Here is a 15,103-nt window from a genome sequence, read left to right on the forward strand (position 1 = left end):
CGATAGCGAGAAGGTCACACCCGTTCCCATGCCGAACACGGAAGTTAAGCTTCTCAGCGCCGATGGTAGTTGGGGGTTTCCCCCTGTGAGAGTAGGACGTTGCCAGGCAGTAATATTTTTCATATATTACTTATTGATCCGCAGTAGCTCAGTTGGTAGAGCATTCGGCTGTTAACCGAACGGTCGTAGGTTCGAGTCCTACCTGCGGAGCCATTTATGGAGAGCTGTCCGAGTGGCCGAAGGAGCACGATTGGAAATCGTGTATACGCTAACCGCGTATCAAGGGTTCAAATCCCTTGCTCTCCGCCATTACAACTGGCCCCTTGGTCAAGCGGTTAAGACACCGCCCTTTCACGGCGGTAACACGGGTTCGAATCCCGTAGGGGTCACCATCTCTTTTCATATAAGAAAAGCAATTACACTTAGATTAACGGAGGATTAGCTCAGCTGGGAGAGCATCTGCCTTACAAGCAGAGGGTCGGCGGTTCGATCCCGTCATCCTCCACCATTATTATCAATAATATTGCCGCGGGGTGGAGCAACGAGCGTTACTCCATTGAATAAACTGCGAGTTGTACCGATCGAGCCGCATCTTGAATAGGCTTTCTGAGGTCGGGACAGTAAGTGCTAACATAGAGCATATCCAAATCTATGTATAATAATATTGCCGCGGGGTGGAGCAGTTCGGTAGCTCGTCGGGCTCATAACCCGAAGGTCGCAGGTTCAAATCCTGCCCCCGCAATTAATGAAGTTATCTTCAAGCTTTGCTTGGAATACTTTGGTCCGGTAGTTCAGTTGGTTAGAATGCCTGCCTGTCACGCAGGAGGTCGCGGGTTCGAGTCCCGTCCGGACCGCCATTTATTTTTTAATCACAATGATATGGCTCAGTAGCTCAGTCGGTAGAGCAAGTTGCTACCTTCTATGAAAAGCTTCTGCGGCAACTTGCGAGGAAGACCGGAGGTCTTTTGAGCAATGGACTCGTACAAATAATTAAGCGGGTCAATATATTATTATGGCTCAGTAGCTCAGTCGGTAGAGCAAGTTGCTACCTTCTATGAAAAGCTTCTGCGGCAACTTGCGAGGAAGACCGGAGGTCTTTTGAGCAATGGACTCGTACAAATAATTAAGCGGGTCAATATATTATTATGGCTCAGTAGCTCAGTCGGTAGAGCAATGGACTGAAAATCCATGTGTCGGCGGTTCGATTCCGTCCTGAGCCACCTTTGATTTAAGATTTTTCTATTTATACTATAATACGGAGGGGTAGCGAAGTGGCTAAACGCGGCGGACTGTAAATCCGCTCCTTCGGGTTCGGCGGTTCGAATCCGTCCCCCTCCACCATAGTTTATTCGCGAAGTGTAGCAGAGTAAAATTGCTTTCATATTTTTAATTTTAGGGGTATAGTTTAAAGGTAGAACAGAGGTCTCCAAAACCTCCAGTGTGGGTTCGATTCCTACTACCCCTGCCAACTTATTATGGCGATCGTGGCGAAGTGGTTAACGCATCGGATTGTGGTTCCGACATTCGTGGGTTCGTTTCCCATCGGTCGCCCCATTTTATATTCACATTATTTCTTGAATTGAATAGTATATTAATGGGCTATAGCCAAGCGGTAAGGCAACGGACTTTGACTCCGTCATTCGTAGGTTCGAATCCTGCTAGCCCAGCCATTTATGCGGAAGTAGTTCAGTGGTAGAATACAACCTTGCCAAGGTTGGGGTCGCGGGTTCGAATCCCGTCTTCCGCTCCAAAACATCTATGGCGGCATAGCCAAGTGGTAAGGCCAAGGTCTGCAAAACCTTTATTCACCGGTTCGAATCCGGTTGCCGCCTCCATTGTAATTTGCCGGTGTGGCGGAATTGGCAGACGCGCACGACTCAAAATCGTGTTCCTCTGGAGTGTCGGTTCGACCCCGACCACCGGTATCTATAAGAATAAAAAAAGGATTTCCTAACTATAGGAAGTCTTTTTTTTATTCTTATTTTTCCGTTTACTCATACTTTGGTTAACAATTTTTCATTTATATATAGGATAAGCAACTCGAAGGTGAAGTGAGTTCTACCTATATTTCTCATAGTAATAGAAGTAATTGTAACTGAATTGACAAATTTACTCTGACACAAACTATACCCCTAATGGTATATTAGTTACAGGAATTAAGTTTCCAATTTAATTTAAAACTTACTCATTAGGAGGATATATAAATGACACAAAAAATTATTATCGTAGGTGGAGTAGCTGGTGGAGCGACAGCGGCAGCTAGACTTAGAAGAATTAGTGAAGATGTTGAAGTAATTATGGTTGAACGTGGAGAACATATCTCCTTTGCTAATTGTGGTTTACCTTATTATATCGGTGAGACAATCAAAGACAGAAGTAAATTATTAGTTCAAACGGTTGAAGGTATGTCAGAACGTTTTAAGCTTGATATTCGAAATTTAAGTGAAGTGATGAGCATTGACCCGGATCTAAAGAAGGTCATGATTAAAAATCTTCAAACGGAAGAAGTTTATGAAGAAAGCTATGACAAATTATTATTATCACCTGGAGCAAGACCAATTGTACCGCCTATTCCAGGGCTTAAGGAAAATAAAGCTTTATTTACATTAAGAAATATTCCAGATACAGATAAAATTAAAGACTATGTCGACCATAAAGGCCCTAAGAAAGCAGTTGTTGTAGGTGGAGGATTTATTGGAATCGAGATGGCTGAAAACCTTGCTGATAGAGGAATAGAAGTAACGATTGTTGAAATGGCAAATCAAATAATGGCTCCAATTGACTTTGAGATGGCAAGTATATTGCACAATCATATGAAAGAAAAAGGTGTAAAACTTATTTTAGAAAATGGAGTTCAATCTTTCGCTAACGAAGGCAAGAAAATCATCCTTTCTGATGGAACCGAAATTGATACGGATATGACGATTCTTTCTATTGGTGTTAGACCTGAAAATGAATTAGCTAAAACGGCAGGATTAGAGCTGGGAGAGCGCGGCGGAATTATTGTGAATGAATATCTGCAGACTTCAAATCCGGATGTTTACGCTGTTGGTGATGCGATAGAGGTTGTTGATTATATTAATGGAACAAAGGCAATGATTCCACTTGCAGGACCAGCAAACCGACAAGGTCGTATCGCTGCAAATAATATGATGGGCAAACGAGAGAAATACCAAGGGACATTAGGTACTTCCATTGCGAAAGTGTTTGATTTAACTGTTGCTGCTACTGGAAGCAATGAAAAAACTCTTAAACGCCTAGGAGTATCGTATGAAGTGGCACATATTCATCCAAACTCACATGCAGGATATTATCCTGGTGCTGCCCCAATTGCACTAAAATTAGTATTTGACAAAGAAACCGGAAAAATCTTCGGAGCTCAGGCAGTTGGTGCTGATGGAGCAGATAAGCGAATTGACGTCATTGCTACAGCTATTAAAGGTGGCTTGACAGTCGAAGATTTAACAAACTTAGAATTATCTTATGCGCCGCCATTTTCATCTGCAAAAGATCCAGTAAACATGGCTGGCTATGTTGCAACCAATATTTTAGATGGGGTATTGGAGCAGGTTCAATGGCATGAAATTGATGAAATCGTTGCAGAGGGTGGCCTTTTAGTCGATGTTCGTGAACCAGTTGAACGTGAATTTGGATTTATCGAGGGGTCTATTAATATTCCTTTAAATGATTTAAGAAATAGATTAGAAGAGCTTCCAAAAGACAAGACGATTTATGTTAGCTGTCAGGTAGGGTTACGTGGATATTTAGCAACACGTATTCTAAAAAACCAGGGTTATGATGTGAAAAACGTAGATGGTGGTTGGAAAACATATTCTTCTGTTTTTGGTAGTAATATAAAAAAGGAGTTTAACACCAACGACCGTGGTGAGGTAGAAGTAAAAGAGGAAACAAAGGCTAGTATAGCTGAGGTAAAACCCGATTCTATTGTGGATGTTGCTGGCTTGACTTGCCCAATGCCAATTATTAAGCTCAAAAAAGGAATTGATTCTTTAGAAAGCGGCCAAGTGATTGAACTTCAAGCGACTGACAAGGGAGCGCTCAATGATCTGCCAGCATGGGCTAGGAATGCAGGACATACTATCTTAAATACTGAGCAAGATGGTTCACTTATTAAATTCTGGGTGAAAAAGAAATAAATAACGAGGGTCTCCTATTCCACATCGGAATAGGGGATTCTTTTGGTATCAAAGGATTTAGAATAGACAATTAAAAACTTCTTTTGCTATGATGAGCAGGGAGGTTTTTACAATGAGAGTACGAACAAGTACCGCACCACCAGTTAATACCCCCTTTTATTACGGCTGGATGATTGTCTTCATCGGCGCAATGGGAGTGTTTTTTTCCGGCCCAGGTCAAACCTATTCTGTATCTGTATTTATTGACTCGTATATAAATGATTTTGGGTGGAGTCGATCGCAGGTATCAGGTATTTATTCGGGAGCTACATTAGCGGCTGGGTTATGTATCTTATTTATAGGGAAATATATTGATAGATTTGGCCAAAGGAAAATGTCTGTCATCGTCGGGATAGGACTGGGTCTTGCCTGTTTTTGGAACAGTATTGTAGTAAATATGGCAATGCTATTTATTGGTTTTTTCTTTATAAGACTGTTAGGGCAAGGTTCAATGACGTTATTACCGAATACATTGATTCCGCAATGGTTCATTGAAAAGAGAGGTAAAGCATTAAGCCTGATGGCCATTGGAGGATTCACAAGCTCTGCAGCTTTACCCCCATTAAACGCTTGGCTTGTTGCTGAATGGGGATGGAGTTTCTCCTGGAAGTTATGGGGAGTATTGTTGTTATTCCTTTTTGTTCCATTAGCTTATTTCCTCATCCGTAATAAACCTGAAGATGTAGGTCTCCTCCCAGATGGAGAAGTAGTCCACCCCAGTGGAAAGGATACGAATGACAAACCGAAAAAACTTGAGGTCAATTGGACTTTGCAAGAGGCTAAGAAAACGAGAGCTTACTGGTTGCTCCTAGTTGTTGTTGGTATCCCTTCCATGGTGAATACAGGTTTGACGTTTCATTTGATCTCTATCTTTAAGGAAAACGGGCTTTCTAATGGGACAGCAGCATTGGTCCTAAGCCTGATGGCCATCGTAGGTTTTCCAATTTCGATAGTGGCTGGAGTCATACTAGATCGAGTTAAAGTGAATGTAATTCTAGCTGGAATTTTTGTTGGAGAGATTATTTTTCTGGGGTTGCTTCATTTTACCAACTCAATAGGAATGGCACTATTTTTCGGAGTCCTCTGGGGATTCAGCAATGGTTTTGAGCGAATTGCGTTAAATTATGTTTGGCCGTCTTATTTTGGGAGAATGTCACTTGGTAGTATAAAAGGTAGTGCCATGACAATTACGGTACTAGGGTCAGCACTGGGGCCACTCCCATTTGGATTCTCTTATGATTTATTCGGTGGATACAAGGAAATTCTAATTCTTACGATTATTTTTCCAGTCATTGGGATCTTTTGTTCGCTGTTGGCTAAAAAGCCTGTTAAAGAAGAGGAAACCGTCCAAACCTAAAAATGGGCGGTTCTTCTATTTAATAGGGGGATTTTCGAAAAAGTACATAAATAGATATTGACAGATCATAAAGTCTTATGTATCATTTTAAGAGTCAAACGGTTTTTCTCAACCTTTATAAATTTGCGGGTGTAGTTTACTGGTAAAACCTCAGCCTTCCAAGCTGATGTAGTGGGTTCGATTCCCATCACCCGCTCCAATGTACATATATAACGCAGTATTTCGTTTGTTAGAAACGAAGTGTTGCGTTTTTTATTTTGATTTATGAATATGGGTTGCCTTTTGGACTACTCGATAATCACTTCTGGAGCAGTTTATAAGCCGAAAAGCTACGCGAGGGTTGTTGATGGAGCAGTTTAAAGGAAAAGCGCTGAAAAACTGCGCCTAGGCCCCGTACATGGAGCAGTTATTAGCAACTCTACCGAAAAACTGCCCCAAGACCTTTATTATTTGAGATGATCATTATTTTTCTCTTGCTTCCGCAGCCGAGGCTGTCCTTTATTCGCAACCGATGATTGTATAATGTCCTTCGCCACCATGAATTTGGAGAAACATTTTCATGAGTGATTCGGTAAGCTTCATGTTTTCCTCACCTCCAAAAGATGGACGGAGATAGACAATTTGCAGGGCATTTTTAGTATCGGTTGTAACAGCAGTCCGTTCTGAATCGACAAAGGGACTACCAAATGGTCCGGAACTATCACTTGAAACAATTAAGTTATGCAATGAGTTCAACCTGCCGTTCAATCCGTTATATTCTTCTTGTTCTGCTCCAACCTTTATCTCGATATCTCCATTAAGCTTATCGGTATCATAAATGCCAATTGGAACTTCATACTCAAGGGAGAAAAAGTTATTCACATCTATAGCACTATGTACTGATTGGAGGTAGTTTTGCTTTTTAATCCTTCGGTAAAGGGCTTCTGCAGAGTGCCTATAGCGATTAGGATCTTTCCCCGTTTGTTTGAATACTTGGCGCCATTCCTCTATTCCTTCAAACTCAGTTGGGCTTTTGCTCTCAAGATCAAAATAAAGCGACTCCTGAAATAATTGCAGCCTGCCCTTAAGCATTTGAGGTGATGGACCAACCTCTATATCTCGATAACGGATGAATCCAGCAGTAAAGCCTGGAACCATCCTACATAACTCACTTGAAACCATAATTTCCAACGATTCCACCTCCAAAATTTCTATAAAATAGTTTATCATATTAGTTATGCACTTTTACAATTGACGACATAAATAGATATATCTTATTCGAAGGGAGGGAGAGCAAAGTGGATATTCTACAGTTGCAACAAGACATTATTGACTACAGTAAAGAAATAGGCATCGATAAAATTGGCTTTGCGTCACCTTCACCATTTTCTGAAATGAAGAGCAGGCTTATTCACCAACAAGAACTTCAATACCAATCTGGGTTTGAGGAGCAAGATATTGAAAAACGGGTACGGCCGGATTTAATATTTGATCATCCGCAATCAATAATTGCCATTGCGGTAGCCTATCCTTCAAAAATGAAGGTTAGAGTTGTTAGTAAAAAGGGAGAAAGACGAGGGATTTTTTGCCGAGCCTCCTGGGGAGAAGATTATCATCATATTTTAAGGAGAAAATTAAAACTTCTGGAGGAATACATTGCTGCAAAGGTCCCAGAGGCCAAATTTAAGTCAATGGTCGATACGGGAGAATTAGTAGATAGAGCTGTGGCAGAAAGGGCTGGAATTGGCTGGAGTGGCAAGAACTGTTCTATTATCACGCCTGAGTTTGGATCGTATGTGTACCTAGGGGAAATGATTACAAACCTGCCTTTTAAACCAGATTCACCGATGGAGGATCAGTGCGGGAGCTGTACAAAATGTCTTGATGCATGTCCAACCGGTGCTCTTGTCCAAGGGGGACAGCTTAACAGTCAGCGATGTATTGCTTTTTTGACACAAACAAAAGGCTTCTTACCTGAGGAATTTCGAGAAAAGATTGGCAATCGCCTTTATGGCTGTGATTCTTGCCAAACAGCATGTCCCGTGAATAAGGGGAAGGATTTCCACTTCCATGCTGAAACTGAACCGGACGCAGAGCTAGCGAAGCCATTATTAAAACCAATACTCCACATTAGCAACCGAGAGTTCAAAGAAAAATTTGGTCCTGTTTCTGGCTCATGGAGGGGGAAGAAGCCCATCCAAAGGAATGCAGTCATTGCTTTAGGTCATTTTAAAGATGAAACTGCTGTACCTGATTTAATAAAGGTATTGACTGAAGACCCACGCCCTGTATTACGCGGGACAGCTGCCTGGTCTTTAGCTAAAATCGGTGGAGCTGAGGCAATTACGGCATTAGAAAAGTCAGCAGAGGTAGAAAAGGATGATGAGGTATTGTCTGAGATAAGAACAGGCTTGAGTTTATTTAGGTAGTTAACTCTTTTTCAAGACCACAGTATTTCTACCAGCTAATGAAAATGGTTTCCCGCTGATTTCTTGCACGTTTTCATCTTCATCCAGTTGATGAAGATGGTTTCTTGCTGACCCCATGCTGGTTTCCAACTTCATCGAGTCGATGAAGTTGATTTCTCGTTTATTCGACGCTCGTTTTCATCTTCATCATCCAAACCCGACACAGTTATTACAACTGTGTTTTTTTGTCTTAAAATTCCATTGTTTACTATACCTACAAGCATCAATTTGTTCATACATATGTGAGGAGAGGAGTGGTGTCTTGTGAGAGAACAATTACAGAATTTATTGCAACAGCGTGTTCGACAATATGTTTCACAAACAAGAAGCGAGCTACATGATTGCCCATTAATCGAAAAAACAAAGGAAAGCTGTGCTCGTAGAGGGGCTGAAATTGTTCGAACGACGGCTGAAGGGAAAATTACTGGGGAAAAAGAAAATAATGAGGGAACTGAAGTATTTTATACTGTTCATTTTAAATATTTGATTAAACAAAAACACGAATTTATCATCGAGGAGCGGGTCGAAGAAAGAAAAGCTGAGTTTTATAAAGGAGTACTCGTAGATGATGAAGAATTTGATATAGAAATTCTTAGAACTCCTGAAGCAGAATCTCTCGGCGAAAGAGTAACTGACATTTTTGAACGAACGGCAGATGAAAGTGAGCAACGAACTTCTTTCCAGTATGACCGCCTCAAGGCCGTTCAATATGCGGAACGATGGTGGAATGATTATAATCCAGCATACAAAAAATTTGAGGTGGACTGTACAAATTATATCTCCCAGTGCCTGCATGCAGGTGGAGCGCCAATGCAAGGCTATTCTGACCGGGCTAAAGGTTGGTGGATGAGAAATAACAACTGGAGTTACAGTTGGTCTGTTGCCAATTCAATGCGTTGGTATTTGCCGGGTTCTAATGTAGGTTTGAAAGCAAAAGAAGTTAGCAATCCAAGTCAGCTTTCACCGGGCGATGTCATTTGTTATGACTTTCAGGGAGACGGGAGATTTGATCATACGACAATTGTAACAGCAAAAGATGCAGATGGGATGCCACTTGTTAATGCGCATACGACAAACAGTAGAAAGCGTTACTGGGCTTATGAAGATTCAACGGCTTATACTCCTGATATTAAATATAAGTTCTTCACGGTTGTTGATGATCAATAAGCAGGCTTGAAAGGAGGGTTAGTGGTATAATAACAACTAGATTAATGTTGAGGTGAAATATGTGGCATTACATGTTGTATTATACCAACCAGAACTACCTGCTAATACAGGAAACATTGCGAGAACTTGTGCAGCGACGGGGACCGTTCTCCACTTAATTCGCCCTTTAGGATTCTCAACAGATGATAAGATGTTAAGAAGAGCAGGATTAGATTATTGGGAGTTTGTAAAAATGGTTTATCATGATTCTTTGGATGACTTCTTTGCTAGCAACAAAGATGGGGAATATTATTATTTAACAAAACATGGTACTAAGCCCCATTCTACAGTTGATTATAGCCAGAAAGATAAAGACTACTATTTTATCTTTGGCAAAGAAACAACAGGGCTACCATCAGAATTACTTAATAAAAATAAGGACCGCTGCCTAAGAATACCGATGAACGATAATGTTCAATCGTTAAATTTATCAAATAGTGCTGCAGTCCTCATATATGAGGGGCTTCGTCAACGGAATTTTCCGAACTTATTCTAGAAGGCTGTTTTCGTAGGGTGTTGTTAAAAGCTTAAAGCCGATTTGTCACGCGGGATAAGCTACTTTGTACGTTAATAGTATGTTTGCAAGCCCTTTTCTCATATTTATAGAGCTGTTTTTTATGTAACGAAGCTCAATCGATTCTTTTTTTATCCAAAAGCATTAAGGTTTGAGACAAGAGCCTTCTAAAATGAAGAGGACCTATAGGTATTGGTCCTCTTTCAATATTTAATACATAGAAAACTTTTTGATGAAGGGAAGGATAATAATATGAATAAAACAATTGAGACTATTTTGGATCACCGATCTATAAGAAGTTTTCAGGACAAGCCTTTAACTAGAGAGCAGATTGAAACCATTATAACGACTGCCCAGGCAGCTTCAACATCAAGTTTCATCCAAGCATATTCGATTATCGGGGTGTCTGATCAGAACAAGAAGGATCAACTCGCTGAGGTCGTTGGAAATCAACCTTATGTAGCAAAAAATGGACATTTCTTAGTATTTTGCGCAGACCTCAACCGTCATGCACAGATCGCTGAGATGGAGAACATAGATGTTATACCATCAATTGAAAGTACAGAGAAATTTATGGTTAGCGTAATCGACGCTGCGCTTGCAGCACAGAACGCTGCAATTGCTGCTGAATCAATGGGTTTGGGTATCTGCTATATAGGCGGAATTCGAAACAATCTTGAAGCGGTCCAAAGTTTACTTAAAACGCCTGATTACGTGGTACCTTTATTTGGTATGGCGATTGGTTATCCTGCAAAGGTAAATGACAAAAAGCCACGCCTTCCACTTGAACATGTATATATGGAAAATGAGTATCAGCAGGATACAGCTACCTTTATTAAGCAATTAGAAGACTATAATCAAGTCATTTCCGCCTATTACAGAGAAAGAACGGATGGGAAACGCGAAGATACTTGGACCGAACAAATAGGACAAATGCTTGAAAAAAAATCACGAATGTATATGAAGGATTTTGTTCAAAATCGGAAAATGGATTTACGATAAGAAAAAAGGCTGCCAATTATTGGCAGCCTTTTCGTTTAGATGTTGCTAATTTATTTCTTGCTTACTCCTGGCTTATCTTCATAGCCAGATGTGAAAATGGCCGCAAGGAATACGACTGAAACCCCAATAATCAACAATAGATTCATTTATGTAAGCCCCCTTTGTCCGTTTTTCCGATATCTGTTTTTATTATAGCCTAAAGGGACCGAACTGTGAAGAATGGGCGATAATTTTTAGACTTTTCTTTAGGGAGAGTTTGTAGGATGTTGGCATGTTCAATTTCATCCGTGCATAAAGTATATTAATCGTCTCTCGATAATCGCTAGACAGGGAGGTCCTTATGGAGATATTAAGAAAAATTGAGAAGTATCGTGAGGAAGAAGAGAACCTTAGATGGGAAGGGACGTTCGGGGAGTATCTGGAGATTGTGAAGGAACAGCCATGGGTAGCTCAATCGGCACATTCACGGGTTTATAATATGATTAAGGACGCGGGGATTGAAGAAGAAAAGGGGAAGAAGAAGTATTCCTTTTTCGGCAGCCAGTTATTTGGACTTGAAGAACCCCTTGAGCGCCTAGTAGAAGAATATTTTCACCCTGCAGCAAAACGCTTAGATGTCCGTAAACGGATATTGCTGTTAATGGGGCCTGTCAGTGGCGGGAAGTCAACACTTGTCACAATTCTTAAAAGAGGGCTCGAAGCATACTCGCTTACAGACAGAGGTGCCATTTATGCGATTAAGGGCTGCCCAATGCATGAGGATCCGCTGCATTTGATTCCTCATCATTTACGGAAAGACTTTTATGATGAATATGGAATTCGAATTGAAGGGAACCTTTCCCCGCTCAACATGATGAGACTTGAAAAAGAGTATGGTGGTCGAATTGAAGATGTGAGGATTGAAAGAATTTTCTTCTCTGAGGACAAACGGACGGGGATTGGGACATTTAGTCCATCTGACCCTAAGTCTCAGGATATTGCAGATTTGACTGGAAGCATTGATTTTTCAACGATTGCTGAATATGGATCAGAGTCAGACCCAAGAGCCTATCGTTTTGACGGTGAATTAAACAAGGCAAACCGTGGGATGATGGAATTCCAGGAAATGTTAAAATGTGATGAGAAGTTTCTCTGGCATCTATTGTCATTAACACAGGAAGGGAACTTCAAAGCTGGTCGATTTGCATTAATCTCAGCTGATGAACTCATCGTTGCCCATACCAATGAAACCGAGTACCGGTCATTTATTTCGAATAAAAAGAATGAAGCTCTTCATTCAAGGATTATCGTCATGCCGATTCCATATAATCTCAAGGTTTCGGATGAGGAAAAAATTTATGATAAAATGATTCGAGAAAGTGATGTTGGCGATGTGCATATTGCTCCACACACCTTAAAGGTTGCCTCTATGTTCACCATTCTTACCCGCTTAAAAGAGCCGAAAAAAGGGGATATCGACCTTGTAAAGAAAATGCGTCTTTACGACGGTGAAAGTGTCGAAGGTTATAACTCTGCTGATGTGGCTGAACTAAAAAAGGAATATCAGGATGAGGGTATGAGTGGGATTGATCCACGGTACGTAATAAATAGGATTTCTTCTACAATTATAAGAAAGAATATTCAAACAATTAATGCACTTGATGTTCTGCGCTCTTTGAAAGAGGGACTTGATCAACATCCTTCTATCACACAAGAACAGAGAGAAAGGTATTTGAACTTTATTTCTGTAGCCAGAAAAGAGTATGATGATATTGCTAAAAAGGAAGTTCAAAAGGCATTTGTATATTCCTATGAGGAGTCTGCCAAGACACTCATGGAAAACTACTTGGATAACGTCGAAGCTTACTGTAATAAGGCGAAGCTTCGTGATCCATTGACAGGAGAAGAAATTAATCCGGATGAAAAACTGATGCGCTCTATTGAAGAGCAAATTGGAATTTCAGAGAATGCAAAGAAAGCATTCCGAGAAGAAATTCTTATTCGAATCTCTGCCTATGCACGAAAAGGAAAGAGATTTGATTATAACTCGCATGACAGATTAAGAGAAGCTATTCAAAAGAAATTATTTGCCGATTTAAAAGATGTTGTTAAAATTACTACCTCAACGAAAACGCCAGATGAAACTCAGCTTAAAAAGGTAAATGAGGTAGTTGCTAGACTTATTGACGAGCATGGCTATAACTCAACGTCAGCAAATGAATTGCTTCGGTATGTAGGCAGCTTACTGAATCGATAAATGATTTCGTTGGAATCTGCATTTCCTTTGCAGGTTCCTTTTATTTTTACGAAGGCTGTTTTCGGAAAAATGAATGTTAAGATCCTATATTCGATTTTAACGCAAGGTAAGTTAATTGGTGCATTGAACATTAGGGTTGTAAGCTCTTTTCTTGTGAATAAAGTCTATTTTACAGTGGACATAACGTAATCCATCAGATTTTAAATAAAAAGCAATAAAGTTTGATAAAAGAGCTTTACGAAAAACGGGCCTGTCCATTCCTATAGTCAGAAGGTAAATTGTCTAAATTATTTGTAAATTATTTTTGTCCTCTGCATATGATAGAGTAATCACCATTCTCAGAAATGGTTTTTGCATCCGAATTATTGTATGACAGTTTAGGAAAATGTGTGATTAAAAAATGAACAGGAGGGGTTCGAAAATGACCGAAGAAAACAACGGCCAGTTTGTAATTTCCCAGGAAGATTGGTCCCTCCACCGCAAAGGCTATGACGACCAGCAGCGTCATCAGGATAAGGTTCAGGATGCTATTAAGAATAATCTACCTGATCTTATTACTGAAGAGAGCATCGTGATGTCAAACGGCAGGGAGGTAGTCAAGATTCCTATCCGTTCTCTGGATGAATATAAGATTCGCTATAATTATGATAAAAATAAACATGTTGGCCAGGGAACTGGAGACAGCCAGGTAGGAGATGTCGTAGCGCGTGATGGATCAGGGAAGCCAGCACCAGGCAAGGGTCAAGGAGCAGGCGATCAGGCTGGAGAAGACTACTATGAAGCAGAAGTATCCATTATGGAGTTGGAAGCAGCGTTATTTAAGCAGTTGGAGCTCCCTAATTTACAGCGGAAACAAAATCAAGAGGATACGATTGAAGACATTGAATTTAATGATATTCGTAAGACTGGTTTAATGGGCAATATTGATAAAAAACGAACGATGATGACGGCGTATAAGCGCAATGCGATGCAAGGAAAACCATCCTTCCATCCAATTTATCAGGAAGACCTGAAATTTAAAACGTGGAATGAGGTTATAAAACCTGATTCTAAAGCGGTTGTTCTTGCGATGATGGACACTAGTGGATCGATGGGTCTATGGGAAAAGTATATGGCCAGAAGTTTTTTCTTCTGGATGACAAGGTTTTTACGTTCAAAGTACGAGACCGTTGAAATTGAGTTTATCGCCCATCATACAGAAGCGAAAGTGGTAACAGAAGAAGACTTTTTCTCCAAAGGGGAGAGCGGTGGAACGATTTGTTCTTCTGCCTACCGAAAATCACTGGAGCTAATTGACACAAAATATGATCCTCAAAAATTCAATATCTATCCGTTCCATTTTTCTGATGGTGATAATTTAACTTCCGACAACGCCCGTTGTGTTAAGTTGGTTGAAGAATTAATGAAGGTCTCTAATATGTTTGGATATGGAGAAGTCAATCAGTATAACCGCCACTCAACGTTAATGTCCGCCTATAAAAACATGAAGGATGAAAAATTCCGTCACTTTATCCTCAAGCAAAAAGCAGACGTATTCCATGCGATGAAGAGCTTCTTTAGGAAAGAAGAAGAAGGAAAAATATATGCTTAAACAAAAATTGACAGGCCGAGGAGCCTGTCAATTTTTATTTCAAGCAAGGTAGAAAATTTCAGATTTTTAACGACTAATGAAAAATGGAAGATTTTCAATCCCAATTAACCGAGCGTAAGTAAAAACTTGGCCTTTATGGTGGATTTCATGGTCCTTGGCGCTTTCTAAGAGGGCCATTCCCGGCATTTTCATTCCACTAAACTCGACAATTTGGTTCAACTGACTTTCGGTGAGTTCTTCAAGATTCCTCTTTGTCTGTTGAGTTTCCTTTTCCACAAGTTGCTTCAGTTCTTCGGTCGTTTCAGGCATCTTTGGTGTTGAAGGTGGGGCGAATACCCCATTTTTAACCGATTCTACAAACATCCCTGTTGAAGAGGAGATATGAAGAACTAGTTCTGAAAGCGTCATTGCCTTATCCCAAGGCCTATAGTTGAGATGCTCGTTTTCAAATGTATCGATTAATTCTAGTAGTGCTTTGCGATGACTCATCCAGCTATCCATAAAATGATTGATTTTCACCAATTATACCACTCCCTTTGAATTGTTTGGAGCAA

The 15,103-nt window shown here is 40.4% G+C and carries 10 protein-coding genes, 15 tRNA genes and 1 rRNA gene; 24 read left to right on the forward strand and 2 right to left on the reverse strand.

Annotated elements, in window-relative coordinates; translation table 11 throughout:
- The 18 genes from rrf to BMX30_RS13155 form a co-directional block, all read left to right on the forward strand.
- Positions 1–108: ribosomal RNA gene (gene rrf, locus BMX30_RS13070) — 5S ribosomal RNA — on the forward strand; the annotation flags it as partial.
- A 29-nt stretch (positions 109–137) separates the two neighbouring features.
- Positions 138–213 (forward strand) — tRNA-Asn (locus tag BMX30_RS13075).
- 5 nt (positions 214–218) lie between these two features.
- Positions 219–309 (forward strand) — tRNA-Ser (locus BMX30_RS13080).
- Between the two features lie 8 nt (positions 310–317).
- A tRNA-Glu gene (locus tag BMX30_RS13085) sits at positions 318–392 on the forward strand.
- 40 nt (positions 393–432) lie between these two features.
- Positions 433–508: transfer RNA gene (locus tag BMX30_RS13090), tRNA-Val, on the forward strand.
- Between the two features lie 160 nt (positions 509–668).
- A tRNA-Met gene (locus BMX30_RS13095) sits at positions 669–742 on the forward strand.
- 38 nt (positions 743–780) lie between these two features.
- Positions 781–857: transfer RNA gene (locus BMX30_RS13100), tRNA-Asp, on the forward strand.
- A gap of 290 nt (positions 858–1,147) precedes the next feature.
- A tRNA-Phe gene (locus tag BMX30_RS13105) sits at positions 1,148–1,220 on the forward strand.
- Between the two features lie 37 nt (positions 1,221–1,257).
- Positions 1,258–1,341, forward strand: a tRNA-Tyr gene (locus BMX30_RS13110).
- Positions 1,342–1,394: 53 nt separating this feature from the next.
- Positions 1,395–1,468 (forward strand) — tRNA-Trp (locus tag BMX30_RS13115).
- Positions 1,469–1,478: 10 nt separating this feature from the next.
- A tRNA-His gene (locus tag BMX30_RS13120) sits at positions 1,479–1,554 on the forward strand.
- A gap of 41 nt (positions 1,555–1,595) precedes the next feature.
- Positions 1,596–1,670 (forward strand) — tRNA-Gln (locus tag BMX30_RS13125).
- Positions 1,671–1,675: 5 nt separating this feature from the next.
- Positions 1,676–1,750 (forward strand) — tRNA-Gly (locus BMX30_RS13130).
- Positions 1,751–1,760: 10 nt separating this feature from the next.
- A tRNA-Cys gene (locus BMX30_RS13135) sits at positions 1,761–1,835 on the forward strand.
- Between the two features lie 9 nt (positions 1,836–1,844).
- A tRNA-Leu gene (locus BMX30_RS13140) sits at positions 1,845–1,925 on the forward strand.
- A gap of 279 nt (positions 1,926–2,204) precedes the next feature.
- Complete coding sequence (locus tag BMX30_RS13145; RefSeq protein ID WP_090746291.1) at positions 2,205–4,157, forward strand: CoA-disulfide reductase; 1,953 nt, start codon at positions 2,205–2,207, stop codon at positions 4,155–4,157.
- A gap of 112 nt (positions 4,158–4,269) precedes the next feature.
- Positions 4,270–5,553: an MFS transporter gene (locus BMX30_RS13150; protein ID WP_090746294.1), complete on the forward strand. Its 1,284-nt coding sequence runs from the start codon at positions 4,270–4,272 to the stop codon at positions 5,551–5,553.
- 125 nt (positions 5,554–5,678) lie between these two features.
- Positions 5,679–5,752, forward strand: a tRNA-Gly gene (locus tag BMX30_RS13155).
- 299 nt (positions 5,753–6,051) lie between these two features.
- On the opposite strand, the gene BMX30_RS13160 is transcribed toward BMX30_RS13155, so the two are convergent.
- Complete coding sequence (locus BMX30_RS13160) at positions 6,052–6,723, reverse strand: B3/B4 domain-containing protein (protein WP_090746297.1); 672 nt, start codon at positions 6,721–6,723, stop codon at positions 6,052–6,054.
- Positions 6,724–6,830: 107 nt separating this feature from the next.
- On the opposite strand from BMX30_RS13160, the gene queG reads away from it, so the two are divergent.
- From queG to yhbH, 6 genes are all read left to right on the forward strand, one after another.
- Positions 6,831–7,961, forward strand: a complete 1,131-nt coding sequence (gene queG, locus BMX30_RS13165; protein ID WP_090746302.1) for a tRNA epoxyqueuosine(34) reductase QueG — start codon at positions 6,831–6,833, stop codon at positions 7,959–7,961.
- 303 nt (positions 7,962–8,264) lie between these two features.
- Positions 8,265–9,167, forward strand: a complete 903-nt coding sequence (locus BMX30_RS13170; RefSeq protein WP_090746305.1) for an amidase domain-containing protein — start codon at positions 8,265–8,267, stop codon at positions 9,165–9,167.
- Between the two features lie 61 nt (positions 9,168–9,228).
- On the forward strand, positions 9,229–9,702 hold the full coding sequence (gene trmL, locus BMX30_RS13175) for a tRNA (uridine(34)/cytosine(34)/5-carboxymethylaminomethyluridine(34)-2'-O)-methyltransferase TrmL (protein ID WP_090746308.1): 474 nt from the start codon (positions 9,229–9,231) through the stop codon (positions 9,700–9,702).
- A gap of 270 nt (positions 9,703–9,972) precedes the next feature.
- Entirely contained in the window at positions 9,973–10,722 is a 750-nt protein-coding gene (nfsA, locus tag BMX30_RS13180; RefSeq protein WP_090746864.1) for an oxygen-insensitive NADPH nitroreductase, read from the forward strand.
- Positions 10,723–11,062: 340 nt separating this feature from the next.
- On the forward strand, positions 11,063–12,958 hold the full coding sequence (locus tag BMX30_RS13185; protein WP_090746312.1) for a PrkA family serine protein kinase: 1,896 nt from the start codon (positions 11,063–11,065) through the stop codon (positions 12,956–12,958).
- Between the two features lie 421 nt (positions 12,959–13,379).
- Positions 13,380–14,549, forward strand: a complete 1,170-nt coding sequence (gene yhbH / locus BMX30_RS13195; protein ID WP_090746318.1) for a sporulation protein YhbH — start codon at positions 13,380–13,382, stop codon at positions 14,547–14,549.
- A 66-nt stretch (positions 14,550–14,615) separates the two neighbouring features.
- Here yhbH and BMX30_RS13200 read toward each other — a convergent pair whose 3' ends face one another.
- A complete protein-coding gene (locus BMX30_RS13200; RefSeq protein ID WP_244532602.1) occupies positions 14,616–15,068 on the reverse strand; it encodes a DinB family protein in 453 nt (150 codons plus the stop codon).
- Positions 15,069–15,103: the final 35 nt, after the last annotated feature.

The organism is Mesobacillus persicus, assembly GCF_900109925.1.
In the GTDB taxonomy this organism is placed as follows: Bacteria; Bacillota; Bacilli; order Bacillales; family Cytobacillaceae; genus Mesobacillus_B; species Mesobacillus_B persicus.